This window comes from Runella sp., from assembly GCF_027484545.1.
In the GTDB taxonomy this organism is placed as follows: Bacteria; Bacteroidota; Bacteroidia; order Cytophagales; family Spirosomataceae; genus Runella.
Window position 1 is genome coordinate 1 of sequence record NZ_JAIXST010000303.1, and the last position, 15,269, is coordinate 15,269.

Below are 15,269 nucleotides of genomic sequence, written 5' to 3' on the forward strand. Positions count from 1 at the left end.
CATAACTTAAAAAGAAGAGGAAAGAAGGCCGTTCACCAAACCTTTTGCCTTCTTTTAAAACCAGATTTAAGAAAATATAATGAGTGCCTTGTTATCAGTCCCATATAGGGTAAGAGCCTTTATTATTTTTACAAAAACACTATTTTTCACCGGAAAGAACCGAGAGATAAAGAGATTGGATTAATTTTGAGAAAGAAATAGAATAATACCTTACAGATGCAATCACTCAAAAATATCCTACAGTATTTAGCTAATCCAAGCTTTTTTCAAACGTACAATTTGGAAAAAATTGGCGTTTTTGGCTCAATGGCACGTGGTGAAGCGGCTAATGATTTAGATTTGTTGATTGATGCTGATCCAAGAGATTTTAAAAAATGGATTCAATTCAAGGAAAAAATTGAGACTGATTTATCTATCAAAGTTGATATTATGTTTGAAAAGTATGCCGATCCAATCATTCTTCACCGAGCCCAAAAAGAGGTAATTTATGTAGTCAGATATTAAAAATGATTTAGTTTACTTGCTTCGGATAACCCAATATTGATTATAAAAACATTGACTAATACCCCAACATGCAATTCTCCCACCTTCACTGCCACCGAAGCGTCGGTCCGAACCCAATACTCCCTGCTCGGCGGCGCGGCTAATAGTTTGAGGACTTTTTTTGATTATAAAAACATTGACTAATACCCCAACATGCAATTCTCCCACCTACACTGCCATACCCAATACTCCCTGCTCGATGGCGCGGCCGATATTAAAAAGCTGTTTAAAAAAGCCAAAGCCGACGAGATGCCTGCCATTGCCATCACCGATCATGGCAATATGTTCGGTGTGTTTGAATTCGTAGCCGAAGGCCATAAAACGGGCATCAAACCCATTGTGGGATGTGAGTTTTATTTGGTGGAAGACCGCCACAAAAAACAGTTTACCAAAGAACAAAAAGACGTACGCCGCCACCAACTGCTGTTGGCCAAAAACGCTGAAGGTTACCGCAACTTGGCCAAACTTTGCTCGTTGGGTTTCATTGAAGGGATGTATGGCAAGTACCCGCGTATCGACAAAGAACTGTTGGTAAAGTACCACAAAGGGCTTATCGCTACCACCTGCTGCATTGGAGCAAGTGTGCCACAGGCCATCATCAAAAAAGGCGAAGAAGCAGGGCGGCAGGAGTTCAAATGGTGGTTGGATCTGTTTGGTGATGACTATTACGTCGAAATCCAGCGTCACGGTATTCGCGATCAGATCGTTGCCAACGAATCCCTGCTCAAATACGCCAAAGAGTTTAATGTCAAGGTAATATGTTCCAATGACAGCCACTACGTAGAACAGGACGATGCCAACGCGCACGATATTTTACTGTGTGTAAACACCGGTGACAAACAGGCGACACCCACCAATAAGGATTTTGACGACGCCAATCCGATGCCCAAAGGCACGCGCTTTGCGTTTTTCAACGATGAGTTTTATTTTAAAACCAAATCGGAAATGCTCAAAACGTTCAGCGACCTTCCCGAATCGCTGGACAATACGCAGGAAATTGTTGATAAAGTAGAGCTTCTAAAGCTCAATCGGGATATTTTGCTGCCCAACTTTCCTATTCCAGAAGAGTTTAAAAAGCACACAATTTCACAAATGATTGATTTTAACGGACGGATGAAAGAACTCACCGCCGACGTGCTCAATCAATGGGAATACCTCAAGCACTGGACCTTTGAAGGTGCACGAAAAAAATACGTTGAAATTACGCAAGAAGTAGAAGAACGCCTCAACTTTGAGCTGAATACCATCAAAAACATGGGTTTTCCTGGTTACTTCCTTATCGTAGCCGATTTCATTCAGGCCGGGCGCGACATGGGCGTACTCATTGGTCCGGGGCGGGGCTCGGCGGCGGGAAGTGCCGTAGCGTATGCGGTAGGAATTACCAACATTGACCCCATTAAATACGATTTACTTTTTGAGCGTTTTCTGAATCCTGACCGTATCTCCATGCCCGATATTGATACGGACTTTGACGACGAAGGCCGCCAGAAAGTGATTGATTATGTGGTGCAGAAATACGGCAAAAACCAAGTAGCTCAAATCATTACCTACGGTACGATGGCAGCTAAATCGTCCATCAAAGACGTGGCGCGGGTAATGGACTTGCCGTTGTCGGAAGCCAATGCCGTGGTGAAGTTGGTACCGGATAAGCCGACCTACAACATGAACCTGAACAAGGTGTTCAACGTGCCCATCGAAAAAATGGCGGAGATCATCTCGCCTGATGAGGTCGAGAACCTGAAAAAATTGCGTGAAATGCTCAAAGGCAGCGACCTGACCGCCCGAGTATTGAAAGAAGCGGTGAAATTGGAAGGCACCGTCCGTAACGTAGGTATCCACGCGGCGGGTATCATCATTGCGCCCGAGGATTTGACCAACCTGATTCCGGTCAGTACGTCCAAAGAATCGGAGTTGTTGATTACCCAATACGAGGGTAAAATCATTGAGGATGCAGGGGTTATCAAAATGGACTTTTTGGGGTTGAAAAACTTGACCATTATCAAAGAAGCCATGCGGATGATTGAGGCCAACCACGGAGTTAAAATTGAAATTGATTACATACCGCTTGACGACCCGAAAGTGTATGAACTCTTTCAACGGGGAGATACCAACGCGATTTTTCAGTTTGAATCCGACGGTATGAAAAAGTACATGCGCGAGCTGAAACCCGACCGTTTCGGGGACTTGATTGCCATGAACGCCCTGTATCGCCCGGGTCCGATTGCTTATATTCCAAATTACATCAATCGTAAACACGGCCGTGAAAAAGTAGAGTACGACCTTCCCGAAATGGAAGAATATCTTGCGGATACCTACGGAATTTCAACCTATCAGGAGCAAATCATGCTTCTTTCGCAGAAATTGGCCGGCTTTACCAAAGGCGATGCTGACGTGTTGCGGAAGGCCATGGGTAAAAAACAAATTGAAGTCTTGAACAAAATGAAGAGTAAATTCATTGAAGGCGGAAAGAAAAACGGCTTAGATGAAAAGAAGCTCGACAAAGTTTGGACCGACTGGGAGGCATTTGCATCCTATGCTTTTAACAAATCGCACTCCACTTGCTATGCTTTTGTAGCTTATCAAACGGCCTATCTTAAAGCTCATTATCCGTCAGAATACATGGCGGCGGTGATGACGAGTTCGTTGGGGAATATTGAGAAACTGACTTTCTTTTTGGAAGAATGTAAAGCCATCGGTTTGCCTGTACTTGGTCCGGATGTCAACGAATCGGAGCGACGTTTTGGGGTAAATAAGCGCGGTGAAATTCGTTTCGGGCTCGGTGGAATCAAAGGTACAGGTGATGCTGCCGTGGAAAGTATCATTGAAGAGCGCGATAAAAACGGTCCGTATAAAGATATTTTTGATTTCATGACTCGCGTTAACCTGCGGACGGTCAACAAGAAAACCATTGAATCCTTGGCGTATGCTGGGGCGTTTGATCTGTTTGAAGAATTTCACCGAGCGCAGTATTTTGCAACGATTGACGGGGAACAACAAAATTTGATTGAAAAATTGACCAAATATGCCAACGCAGTGCAAGCTGATAAGTCCAACGCACAGGCATCGCTTTTTGGTGGTTTTGGGGGCGGTGGCGCTGACATTGCTAAACCAAAAGCACCGATTGTGGAGCATTGGGGCGATATCGAACGTCTTCGGAATGAGAAAGATGTGGTGGGTTTCTACATCTCTGGTCATCCGTTGGATATGTTCCGTCTCGAATTGGATAACTTCTGCACCTGTACCCTTGACCGGGTGATGGCTACTTCAGAATTGATTGAACCCAATGACGATGAAGAGGCCGAAGCAGCACCTGTCAACGTAGAAATTGGAGGAAAGCCGTTGCTGTTTGGAAAGGACGTTACCGTGGGAGGAATTGTGAGCAGTTTTCAGATTCGTACTACTAAAAATGGCAACTCTTTCTGCATTTTCAAAATGGAAGACTACGCCGGTTCGATGGAAATGGCGCTTTTTGGCGAAGATTTTGTGAAGTTTTCGGCCTATATTCAAACGGGGCACTTTCTGTTTATCAAAGGAAAAATTCAAAATCGCTGGAAATCAGAAGACCAATTTGAGTTCAAAATCACTTCAATGCAATTGCTGAGTGAAGTGAGAGAGAAGTTAACGAAAGAGATTCGTTTGCAACTGGATTTGGATTTATTGGACGGAGTCTTGGTCTCCAAACTCAACGTAGCGGTACAAGCCTTTCCGGGTAATTGCGCCCTGACGGTTTCTGTGTTGGATAACCTTACCCGCACTGAGGTAAAACTCCAATCCCGCACGCACCGCGTAGCACCCACCAATGAGTTTTTTAAATTGATTGAAAGCATGGGTGGAGTGAAGTTTTCGGTGAATTAAGGATGGAAATTGTTGCAAAGAAGATATGGTTTGATGATTCGCGTATCTTTGCTGAATTTAATGATGGGCGAATAATAGGAATGCCGCTGATTTGGTTTCCGCGTTTGGATAACGCCACAGATTTACAAAGAGTAAATTATGAACTTTGGAATAATGGAGCTTGGATCCATTGGGAAGAACTGGACGAGGATTTATCGGCAGAAGGCTTTTTGAGTTTCAGAAAAGAGCCTTTTTGTAAAATAGTTTAGTGGATTTGAAAAGCTTGTGTATGTATGAGTTGCCAGCCGTTTTAGCAGGTTTAAGCTATTGTTTTATCAGTAAGACTTCCTCCCCAAAAAAGTGAAACAAGAAAAGACGTTTAAAATAATTGCCGTTATTTCATATCTCCTTATCATTTTAATGGGTGACATGATTGGACTTCCTTTTTTCATTTGGCTATTATTTACTTTGGTTGACTTTGGTAACACAGACCAATTATTTGCTTTTTTGTCTGTTATTGGATTGACAATTATCTTTATGAAATTGAACTCTACACGAACTTTACAAATAGTGCTTATAGACATTGTTTGTTTTTTACTTTTGGCTGCTCCAATTGTTAGGCGACTCACTCTTGTTCCAATTGAAAAATTCAATTATTTAGCTTTCATTATTCCGATGGTAATTTTTGTATTACTTTATTCGATGTCAATTTACTTTTCTATTAAACAATATTTACAAATACAAAAAGTAGCAGTTTTACGAAAGGGATAATCCTCAATTATGCGATTTTTTGAGAACAAGGCTAAAGTGAATGCTGTACTTAATGCTACTTATTACATGAATAAATCAATGAAACTCATCTACTCCCTTATTCTTCTTGCTACATTCATTTCCTTCAACTCCCCTGATAAAAACAATTCCGATTATCTAAATGACGTAAAAACGGAACTGCAAAAGACCTGGCCTAAAAACAGAACCATCAATTTGGTCTTTCACGGGCATTCGGTGCCAGCAGGTTTTTTTAAAACTCCGGTCGTGAATACATTACAAGCCTATCCTTTTTTGGTGTTGAAAGAACTGAAAACGTTGTATCCTTACGCTGTCATTAACGTGATTAATACCTCCATCGGAGGGGAAAACTCGGTCGGTGGAGAGAAACGGTTTGAGTCGGAGGTGCTAATTCATCGGGCGGATGTACTTTTTATTGACTATGCCTTGAATGACCGTTCCGTCGGCCCGGCGAAGGCGTCGGAAGCTTGGAGCAAAATGATAGAAAAGGCGTTGGAAAAAAAGATTAAAGTGATACTTCTGACACCTTCACCCGATCAAAACGTGAAGCTGTCAGACGACAAAAGTGACTTGGAGAAACACCGCCTTCAAATCATCGCCTTATCTCAGAAGTACGGCGTCGGGTTGGTGGATAGTTATGAGAAATTCAAACAGAAATTCAACGCCGGGGAACCGGTTTCAGAGTATATGTCGCAGGTAAATCATCCCAATGAAAAGGGGCATGCTTTGATTGCGAATCAGATAATGGAGTACTTTAAATAGTATTTCCCATTTAAAAAGGTTAAGTTTCCCTACTATATGAAAAAAAACCTGCAAAATGATGCCTTGAAAAGGCGATACTTTGCAGGTTTTTTTTCATAAGACAGATAAATTTTATCCAAAAGCCTCGTTAAAATCAGGCAAGCGGCCTAAATAATGTAAATTAGTGATGTGTGAGCGTAAAGCCTGCCCAAAAGTTGGGTTGTCAAGATAAGGTACGCCAAATTCTTCCGCTGTTTCTTTCACAATATTGGATAATTGCGGGTAATGTACGTGCGAGATCTTTGGAAAAAGGTGATGTTCCACTTGAAAATTAAGACCGCCTACGTACCACGACAGCAATTTGTTTTGGCGCGAAAAATTGACCGTCGTATTCATTTGGTGAATCGCCCAATCATTCTCAATGATTCCTTTTTCGTTGGGCAGTGGATGACTTGTGCCTTCCACGGAGTGCGCCAACTGGAAAACTGTCGTAAGAATAATACCGCCCACAAAGTGCATCATTAAGAATCCAAGCATTACTTGATAGAAAGGAATTCCGAAAAGAAGGATAGGGATACCGAAGAAAAAAGCGTAATAAGCTATTTTGGCAATGATGATTTTGGCCAGAGTAACCACGTTCTGAACTTTGGTGTTTGTGTTGACTCCATTACTGGTAAACGTAATGAAATTGACAAAATCCTTTAATGTAACCCAATACAGAGTGAGAATTCCGTAAAACAGGAACGCATAGAGCCATTGGAACTGATGAAACATTTTGATGGGTGTATGCGGAGAGAATTTCAACACCAGCTTATCATTGACGTCTTCATCCAGATGCACTACGTTGGTGTACATGTGGTGCATTACATTATGTTGCAGATTCCAGTTAAATGTGGAGCCGCCCAACATATTTAAATAGATGCTGCCTACCCAATAGTTGACTTTTTCGTTTTCAGAATAAGCACCGTGACAGGCATCGTGCATCACGCTCATGCCCAAGCCCGCCATGCCAACGCCCATAATAAACCAAAGTGCAATACTGATGCCCAAAGGAGGCTGCAACCATAACAGAACGCCAAAAGGAACCAAATAGACGGCCGTTAGAACAATTGATTTAAGAATTAAAACGGAATTGGAGTTTTTAGAGAGGTTTTGGTCTTTAAAATAAGCGTCTACTCGTTTTTTTAGGGTAGGGAAGAATAAAGTTTTGTCTTTAGAAACAAATCGTACGGAGCTTTTGGCTTTCACTTGGTCATACAGTTAGGATTGAATAAAAATAAAAAAATCTTGTAAAGATAAAAACTTACGACCACAACATCTAACTTTTGGGAGAATTGCAAATAGCCTTCCAGAAATTGTAAATCCTTAAATTCTATGAAATTGTGACGGAAACCGTTTATTTTACGTCACAATTAAAAACGAAAAAAGCATGAAAAAAATATTTATTGTCACACTTTGTTTTTTGCTTAGCTATATTTCTGAGGCACAGACAGTTTTGCCCGGCAAGCAGGAAATCGACAAAGCCAGTTTTGAGGGGTTGTATGTGACTACCAAAATTGACGAAAAATACCTGGGCAAATACTGGGAAGAATATTTGAAGCAATACGGTAAGGTAAGCAGTTCGCGTGGCGGAGTATATCGCGCCGCAACGGTAAGTATTCCGAGCATATCTTCCTCTTCCATCAACTTGGCAAGCCAAGTGAGCTCTAAGAAAAGCCTTTCGCAGGTATTTATCTATTTGGATTTGGGCAACGGTTCGTACGTGACTCAAGGCACCAAAGGGTATGTTGAAGCTGAATTATTTTTGAAAAAATTTGCCGAAGATGCCATCCTTTACGATGAAGCACGCGTAGCCGAAGAAGCCATGAAAGATACTGAAAAGGATTTTTCTAAATTAACTCGTAAAGGCGAGAGCCTCAAAAAAGACATTGAAAAAACGGAGAAGGAATTGGCCAATTTGAAGAAAGATTTAGAAATCAATCAAAAAGATGTAGCTACGTCCCAAACCGATCTGGAAGCTAAGAAAAAGGCATTTGAAAACGCAAAAGCTAAGATTCCTTCTAAGCAGTAAGCGATAGAACTACAAAGAATCGTTTGCTTTTTTGAATTCTCGGGGCGTTTTACCCGTCACCGATTTGAAGGTCTTAGTGAAATGCGAAAGATTGTTGAAACCGTTGCTGTAACATACATCAGTAACGGTTTGATTTTGCATAAACATCTTGCAGGCTTGTTTTACGCGGTATTCGTTGACAAAATCGGTAAAAGTCATCTGCATGATTTTCTTAAAATACCGACAAAAAGAAGGGACGGTAAGATTGGCTAAATCAGCCACGGTTTGTAAATCAATCTCCTGTTGGTAGTTTTTTTCAACATACGCATAAATTTGACGGATTCGAGCTTCTTCCCGATGACTGTGTTCGTAACTCAATCCGTTTATTTTGAGCAGGTTGTATTCTTTGGTAGTAGCCAGCGTTTGCAAAATGAGTAGGAGTTGAATCAGTCGGTCAAAATGGCTCAAATGGGGCAATTTGAGCATTTGGGCAGCCACTTGCTGACGGGTTTTGCCGTAGAAATTAAGTCCCTGTTTGGAAAGTTCAAACAGTCGTTTTACGTCATGGAGCTCGGGGCTTTGAAGAAAGGCCTCCCCTAGAAAATCATCCCTTAGCTGAATCACAATTTCCTCGTGTTCGTTGTCAGCGCCATACCCAAAGTTAAGGTGCGGCACGTTGGGACCGATAAACATCAGTTCGCCTTCCTCAAAGTGGGACAGATGTTGGCCGATGTGCCGTTTGCCTGAGCCTTTGTGAATATAGACAATCTCGTATTCAGGGTGTTGATGCCAGAAAAACCGATCTTCGTGCGAGCGCCATCGTAATACTCTAAAGGAGCTTCCTCGGTCGGGGGTAATGTTTTCGTACTCAGTTTTCATGCCTGGTTGTCGTAAAAATCACTGTAAATATTGCCAAAATGTTAAAGTAGAACAAATGATGGAAAAAAGGGGATAATTAATTGGTAAATTATTTGCCGATATTTGCGTTATAATTTAGTGTCGACGACAGGAGACTTTTCTCGCTAAAAACCTATGATGATATCGAAAGCGGCTTTAGCCGCTTTTTTTGTGGGCCTTCTGTAGCATTTGCTATTTTCATCATGGATGGTATCTTTGTAAGTATTCGAAAAGTGTATCTACTTCAAAAGGTAGAAATTGTGCCTTTTCGACCCGTTTTACCTTGTTTTTTTTATTTATGAAAGTATCTACCAGTCAACCTTTTACGATTGTTTATTCCCTTTTTCAGCACGAATATTTGGGCTATTTGTTCGGCTCGTACATGGTGCAAATTAATAGCAGAGGGGAATTGACGTTGCTGAATCAAATTGTTTCAACGAAAAACGTGAAAGAATTTGCCGCAGGCTTAGACAAAGAAGACTTTGAATTGGTAAAAGCTATTGAAGCGATTCAGCAGGACACTATTCTCAAAAAGTTTAACCCTAAAAAATTGTCGGCCTTCGATTTTTTCCTGAAAGTGTATGATGTTCAAAAAGGAGATAAGTTGCTACAGGAGGCAATCACGGGTTATATTGAGAATGTAAAAGCCGAGATTTTACAAAAATTACACGATAAACGTATATACATCATGGGCAATGACAATAATCCTGCGTGGATGCCCACACAACGAATGCCTGACCGTGCTAAGGTGTATTTTCACTTTGTACGAAACGAAGAAAATACCCATTATTTCCCGATTTTAAAGTACAATAATGAGCGACTTCAGATTCGAAATAATAATGCCTTTTTAGTATGCGATGAACCAGCCTGGCTTATCATTGAAAATAAACTATACCATTTTGATAAATACGTTGAAGGAAAGAAGATTCGGCCTTTTTTGACCAAAAACCACATCATCATTCCGAGGAATGTAGAAGAACAGTATTATCAGCGGTTTGTGGCGCCGTTGGTGTCTACCTATGAGGTTTTTGCCCAGGGTTTTGAGATTAAATACGAGACGGCCGAACTTATTCCGGTGTTGAATATCTCAGAAAACAGTTTGTCCTCAAATGCAATTCCTGCACTTTTTAATACTCAAAATTCCATTACCGAAGCACCTGAAAACGACCAGACACAGGTCATTTTTGAGTTGTCTTTTCGCTACGGAAACTTTAATTTTAAATTTGATAGTTTTGCGGCCCATGCCAACGTCAGCTTAGAAAAAAAGGGAGACAGTTATTTGTTTCATAAAGTACGTCGTAACCTGAAAATAGAAAAAGATAAGATTCTTTTTTTGAAAGAACTCGGGTTAAACATAGGTCAGGGACGATGCGTATTGCCTAAAAATGATGCGTTTGAATGGATACAATCAATGCATTTTCAATTACATGAAGCCGGTGTTTTGCTTCATCAAAATACGGAAAACAGTAAACGGTATTTCTTGGGTTATTCGTCCATCGACATTTCGTTTCAGGAAACCCGCGACTGGTTTGATATCTATGCTACAGTCAGATTCGGGACGTTTGAAATCCCGTTTATCAAACTCCGAAACCTGATTTTGGCGAGGAAAAAGGAGTTTGTTTTGCCCAATGGTGAAGTGGCCGTCATCCCCGAAACATGGTTGACCAAATATTCTGAACTGTTCGCTTTTGCTGAGTATGACCCTGACAGTCAGCAATTATTGCTGCGGAAACATCACCTCGCGCTCGTGCAGGAATTTGCGGAGGATAGTTTGGCAACGGTGGTCATGAACCGAAAATTGGAGAAACTGCTTGATTTCAGCGAAATAGAAGAGCAAGCTTTGCCTGCGGGATTTGTAGGTACATTGCGACCTTACCAAAAAGCAGGCTATGATTGGATTAATTTTCTGGGAACGTATCGTTTTGGCGGTTGTTTAGCTGATGACATGGGGTTGGGGAAAACCGTTACCACTTTGGCAATGTTGCAATACCAAAAAGAAAAGGGTTCAGAACGTCCCTCATTACTGGTGATGCCTACGTCACTGTTGTACAACTGGGAATTGGAAGCGAAGAAATTTACCCCTCAACTGCGGGTATTGGTATATACTGGGACCAACCGGGATAAAAATTTCCGCTATTTTGACGATTATGATCTGATACTTACCTCTTACGGCATTGTACGGATTGACGTAGATTTGTTGAAGATGTATCGGTTCAATTACATTATTTTGGATGAGTCGCAGGCGATTAAAAACCCTTCGTCGCACATTACAAAAGCCGTTATGGAATTGGAGGCCGGTCATCGTTTGATTTTGACGGGTACGCCGCTCGAAAATACCACGATGGACTTGTGGACCCAAATGACGTTTGCCAACCCCGGACTGTTGGGAAGTCAATCGTATTTTCGCTCTTATTTTCAGGTTCCGATTGAAAAACAGAATGATGAGCAGCGAATGCGGAAACTGTATGCGCTGATTAAGCCATTTATGTTGCGTCGTCACAAATCGCAGGTAGCGCTGGATTTGCCACCTAAAGTAGAAAGCGTGCATTATTGCGAAATGGCCGAAGAGCAGGAGCAACGCTATGAAGAAACCAAGTCGTACTATCGTAATTTTATTTTGGAACACATTGAGGAAGAGGGGATTTCCAAATCGCAAATTGTAGTGTTGCAGGGCTTGACCAAACTTCGTCAATTGGCTAATCATCCGAGGATGATTGATGAAAGCTACGAAGGGGAGTCGGGAAAACTGGAAGAAATTCAGTCGAAACTGGAAGAATTGATGAGTGAAAACCATAAAGTTTTGATTTTCAGTCAATTTATTCGACACCTTACTATAATTCGGCGCTACTTGGATGAAAAAGGAATTCGTTATGCTTATTTGGATGGCTCCACGACCGACCGACAGGCGCAGGTGGAGCTTTTTCAACAGGACGAAACGATAAAAATATTTCTTATTTCGCTCAAAGCAGGGGGGCTTGGCCTCAATCTTACCGCCGCCGATTATGTTTTTATTCTCGACCCGTGGTGGAATCCTGCCATTGAGGCTCAGGCGGTTGACCGCGCTCACCGCATCGGGCAGCAAAAAACGGTGTTTACCTATAAGTTTATTACCAAAAATTCGGTGGAAGAAAAGATTTTGGATTTACAGCGCAGTAAGCAAAAACTGTTTAATAACCTGATTACGACCGAAGAAAGCTTTGTGAAATCGTTGACCAAAGAAGATATTTTGGAATTGTTGGCTTAAAATAGTTTACAGTAGGCAGTTCACAGTTTACAGTTGGGAGTTTAAATCGATAGTAAAGGCAAGGCCGACCTTGCCGGTGTCCTCACAGGCAACATTTGTTCGGGAAAATCAATGAACAACATCTTATCTTAAAATCAACAAATAGTTTACAGTAGGCAGTTCACAGTTTACAGTTGGGAGTTTAAATCGATAGTAAAGGCAGGGCCGACCTTGCCGGTGTCCTCACAGGCAACATTTGTTCGGGAAAATCAATGAACAACATCTTATCTTAAAATCAACAAACGACCTCGGTAGGTATGCCCCTGCGGATTGGTGCGAATGACGTAGGCGTAACTGCCTGTGGGAAGAGAGGTGCCATTGTAAGTACCGTCGAAAATAGCTTTGCGTTCTTTGGTAGATTCAAAAATGGCGTGGCCCCAGCGGTCGTAAATCAAAACTTCGGTTTCGGGAAATTCTTCCAGCCCTTTAATTTCCCACGTATCGTTGAGTCCGTCGCCGTTGGGCGTAAAAACGTCGGGGATATGTACACCCTGACTGATACCGATGGTAATGTCGTCCTTGTTTGAACAACCGTTGGCATCCGTAACTTTTAGAGAATACGTCGTGGTTTTGTCGGGTGAAGCAAAAGGCGAAGCACTGGTAGACAAATCGAGCCCAAGGGGCGGAGTCCATTGGTAAGTGTAGGCAGCTCCTAAATTTCCGTTTTTGTTAAGTTGCACACTGCTTTTGCTGGATATATCCTGATCGGGTCCTAAATTGACAACCGGCGCCGTGACAACTTCCGCAGTTTGCTTGGTGCTTCCATTTACGCAGGATTTGGCATCATTGATTGTGTACGTAATGTCGTGTTTTCCGGCACCTGCTGTTTTTGGATTAAATTTATTTCCCGATACACCTTTTCCCGTAAAAGTCCCTCCCATCGGGGTTCCTGTCAACAGGACCGAGGCGGTATCATTGCTGCACCGGTCAGGGATTGCCTGCATTGTAATCGAAGATTGAGCAAATGGTTTTACTTCAAATGGGGGTGAGGTACCTACGCAGCCGTTGGGGTTAGTGACCTTCACTGTATACTTACCAATTTGTTTTACATCGTATTGAGCGAATGGCGCATTGGGAAGGGGTACACTGTCAAGCAACCATTGGTATTTAACCTCTTTTTCGGAAGGCAAGGCTGTCAGTTGCAAGGGATTACCTACGCAAAATAATCCACCTGGAACGGACGAAATGGTCGTTACTGTAGGATTTGGAACCACTTTGATTGGAACGGGGGAAGATTCGGAGGTATTGCAGGCTCCTTTTTTCTTTAAAACCACGGAGTAGCTTGCGGCTTCTTTTACAACCAAAATCGAATCTTTACTACCCGTTATTAAGACGCCTTCTTTAAACCATTCGTAGGTAATATTGGGCTGATTGGCACCTGCATTCAGTTGAACGTTTTTTCCTTCACAAAAGGTTGGAGAGGCTGCTACTGTAGGGCGGTTTACCTCGCTTACACGTATGACAGCAGGCGGCGGTGTCAAACAATCTTCGACTTGGATTTGATATTCGCGGTAGGTTTCACTCAATTTTACTCCCGAACGCCTGTGTTCCAGTAAAAAACCAACGGTATATACGCCCGTACGAGTGGGTTTGGCCGAAATAACTACATTAGTTGCCCCCTGCCCGCTGAAAATATTGGGAGGAAGAGGCGGCAGTGAAAAATTGCCCCCTGGCATCATCTGATTTTCAGAAAAACCTGCTTTCCAATCGACTTTCCGATAAGATACCCCTCCAGTATTTCCTGTCAGAGGGGAAGTATTTGTAATCGTCAGATTAAAAGTAGTTCGGTTAAGGTTGGTTTTCAGAGGAACAGATCGGACCTGTAAACTGAAATTGGTTTCGGAATTGGCACAAAAATAATTGAAGGAATTGGGCACCCATTGCGGAGTGGTTTTGCCGGGCTCGGACGTATCAAAATACTCCCACAGGTATTGAGGAGAAAACCAGTGATAAAGAACTATAGTTGAAGAAGCTACATTGTCAGTAGCATTGCGCGGACCAACAGGGTCATTAATGATATAGTAACCGTCAGCATCCGAAAAATCCTGAGGTTTAAGCGTTAGATTGTAGTTGTAGCGTACAAATAAGTACTCCGTTTTACTGCTTTTATCGCAGGAAACAGTAGAATCGCTTCCACTAATGTCATTGCTTTTGTCCGCGATAAATTCTCGAATAAATTGATTGTCTTTTTTTCGGTAAATGCCAAAACGAAGTTTAGACGGAAGAACGTCATACCCGGCCTTGTCGGCAAAGAAAGTACAACCTACGCCGTATGAATAAGGCTGATTATCAATAATGCGACGGTCTATTTGTCCACCATAAATACGCTGGGCTTGTGCTGTAGTAAGGCAGCAAAGAAACAGAAAAAGAAGCCCTACGTTTGTACGCATTTGTTACAATGAGTTTTACTGAAAATCAAAATTAGCCAAAATTCTACCCTCTTTGTTATTTTTGTAGGACGCTCTAATCCGAATGATTCCATGCAACGCCTCTCTATAGATTTCTATCACCAATACGATACGTTGATTCTTGCTCAGAAGTTGCTTGGCTGCACGTTGGTACATGACAGTCCTGAAGGCCGAACCGCAGGAATCATTGTTGAAACCGAGGCTTATCTTACCGACGACCCCGCCTGTCATGCGTACCGTAAGAAAACCAACCGAAACGCTGCTATGTTTGGAAGGGCGGGTTCTGTTTATGTCTATCAGATTTATGGAATGCATTATTGCGTCAATATCGTCAGTGCGGAAGAGGGGCGGGGAGAAGCCGTCCTGATTCGGGCGTTAGAGCCTACAGAGGGGGTTAATTTAATGGAAGCCCGAAGAAAATTGAAAATGGGGGATAAAATAATTCGACAATCTGCATTTGACCCCGCAGCGGCGTACCGTTCGAACTTATGCAATGGCCCCGCCAAATTAGTGCAGGCTATGGGGATTTCGATACCGAAACAGAACGGAAGCTCACTCATTGACGGCTCATTGTACATTCTTCCAAGTATAACCAACGATTTTGAAATAGTGACCACCACTCGTATCGGCATTACTCAGGGTGCAGATTTGCCGTATCGGTTTTATATCAAGGGAAATGCGTTTGTGAGTAGGAAATAAAAGCTGTCTTTTGTTTCCTCAGGCA

Annotated in this window: 11 protein-coding genes; 8 read left to right on the forward strand and 3 right to left on the reverse strand. The window is 42.2% G+C overall.

The window, feature by feature from the left end; all coding sequences use genetic code 11:
* Positions 1 to 216 precede the first annotated feature (216 nt).
* The 5 genes from Q0081_RS26840 (at position 217) to Q0081_RS26860 (ending at position 5,928) form a co-directional block, all read left to right on the forward strand.
* Positions 217 to 504 carry a nucleotidyltransferase family protein gene (locus tag Q0081_RS26840; protein ID WP_298360867.1) on the forward strand — a complete coding sequence of 96 codons (288 nt, stop codon included), beginning with the start codon at positions 217 to 219 and terminating at the stop codon, positions 502 to 504.
* A 192-nt stretch (positions 505 to 696) separates the two neighbouring features.
* Positions 697 to 4,398: a DNA polymerase III subunit alpha gene (gene dnaE, locus Q0081_RS26845; protein ID WP_298360869.1), complete on the forward strand. Its 3,702-nt coding sequence runs from the start codon at positions 697 to 699 to the stop codon at positions 4,396 to 4,398.
* A 2-nt stretch (positions 4,399 to 4,400) separates the two neighbouring features.
* Positions 4,401 to 4,646, forward strand: a complete 246-nt coding sequence (locus tag Q0081_RS26850) for a DUF2442 domain-containing protein (RefSeq protein ID WP_298360871.1) — start codon at positions 4,401 to 4,403, stop codon at positions 4,644 to 4,646.
* A gap of 91 nt (positions 4,647 to 4,737) precedes the next feature.
* On the forward strand, positions 4,738 to 5,148 hold the full coding sequence (locus tag Q0081_RS26855) for a hypothetical protein (RefSeq protein WP_298360873.1): 411 nt from the start codon (positions 4,738 to 4,740) through the stop codon (positions 5,146 to 5,148).
* A 78-nt stretch (positions 5,149 to 5,226) separates the two neighbouring features.
* A complete protein-coding gene (locus Q0081_RS26860) occupies positions 5,227 to 5,928 on the forward strand; it encodes an SGNH/GDSL hydrolase family protein (RefSeq protein ID WP_298360875.1) in 702 nt (233 codons plus the stop codon).
* A gap of 111 nt (positions 5,929 to 6,039) precedes the next feature.
* Here the strand turns inward: Q0081_RS26860 and Q0081_RS26865 are convergent, their stop codons facing one another.
* Entirely contained in the window at positions 6,040 to 7,155 is a 1,116-nt protein-coding gene (locus Q0081_RS26865; RefSeq protein ID WP_298360877.1) for an acyl-CoA desaturase, read from the reverse strand.
* A gap of 181 nt (positions 7,156 to 7,336) precedes the next feature.
* Here Q0081_RS26865 and Q0081_RS26870 point away from each other — a divergent pair, with 181 nt between their 5' ends.
* Complete coding sequence (locus Q0081_RS26870; RefSeq protein ID WP_298360879.1) at positions 7,337 to 7,978, forward strand: hypothetical protein; 642 nt, start codon at positions 7,337 to 7,339, stop codon at positions 7,976 to 7,978.
* Between the two features lie 9 nt (positions 7,979 to 7,987).
* On the opposite strand, the gene Q0081_RS26875 is transcribed toward Q0081_RS26870, so the two are convergent.
* Positions 7,988 to 8,836 (reverse strand): AraC family transcriptional regulator, encoded by an 849-nt coding sequence (locus Q0081_RS26875; RefSeq protein WP_298360881.1) that lies wholly within the window; start codon positions 8,834 to 8,836, stop codon positions 7,988 to 7,990.
* A gap of 316 nt (positions 8,837 to 9,152) precedes the next feature.
* Here Q0081_RS26875 and Q0081_RS26880 point away from each other — a divergent pair, with 316 nt between their 5' ends.
* Positions 9,153 to 12,098 (forward strand): DEAD/DEAH box helicase, encoded by a 2,946-nt coding sequence (locus Q0081_RS26880; protein WP_298360883.1) that lies wholly within the window; start codon positions 9,153 to 9,155, stop codon positions 12,096 to 12,098.
* A 263-nt stretch (positions 12,099 to 12,361) separates the two neighbouring features.
* Here Q0081_RS26880 and Q0081_RS26885 read toward each other — a convergent pair whose 3' ends face one another.
* Complete coding sequence (locus Q0081_RS26885; RefSeq protein ID WP_298360884.1) at positions 12,362 to 14,527, reverse strand: gliding motility-associated C-terminal domain-containing protein; 2,166 nt, start codon at positions 14,525 to 14,527, stop codon at positions 12,362 to 12,364.
* 90 nt (positions 14,528 to 14,617) lie between these two features.
* Here Q0081_RS26885 and Q0081_RS26890 point away from each other — a divergent pair, with 90 nt between their 5' ends.
* A complete protein-coding gene (locus tag Q0081_RS26890) occupies positions 14,618 to 15,244 on the forward strand; it encodes a DNA-3-methyladenine glycosylase (RefSeq protein ID WP_298360886.1) in 627 nt (208 codons plus the stop codon).
* Positions 15,245 to 15,269 lie beyond the last annotated feature (25 nt).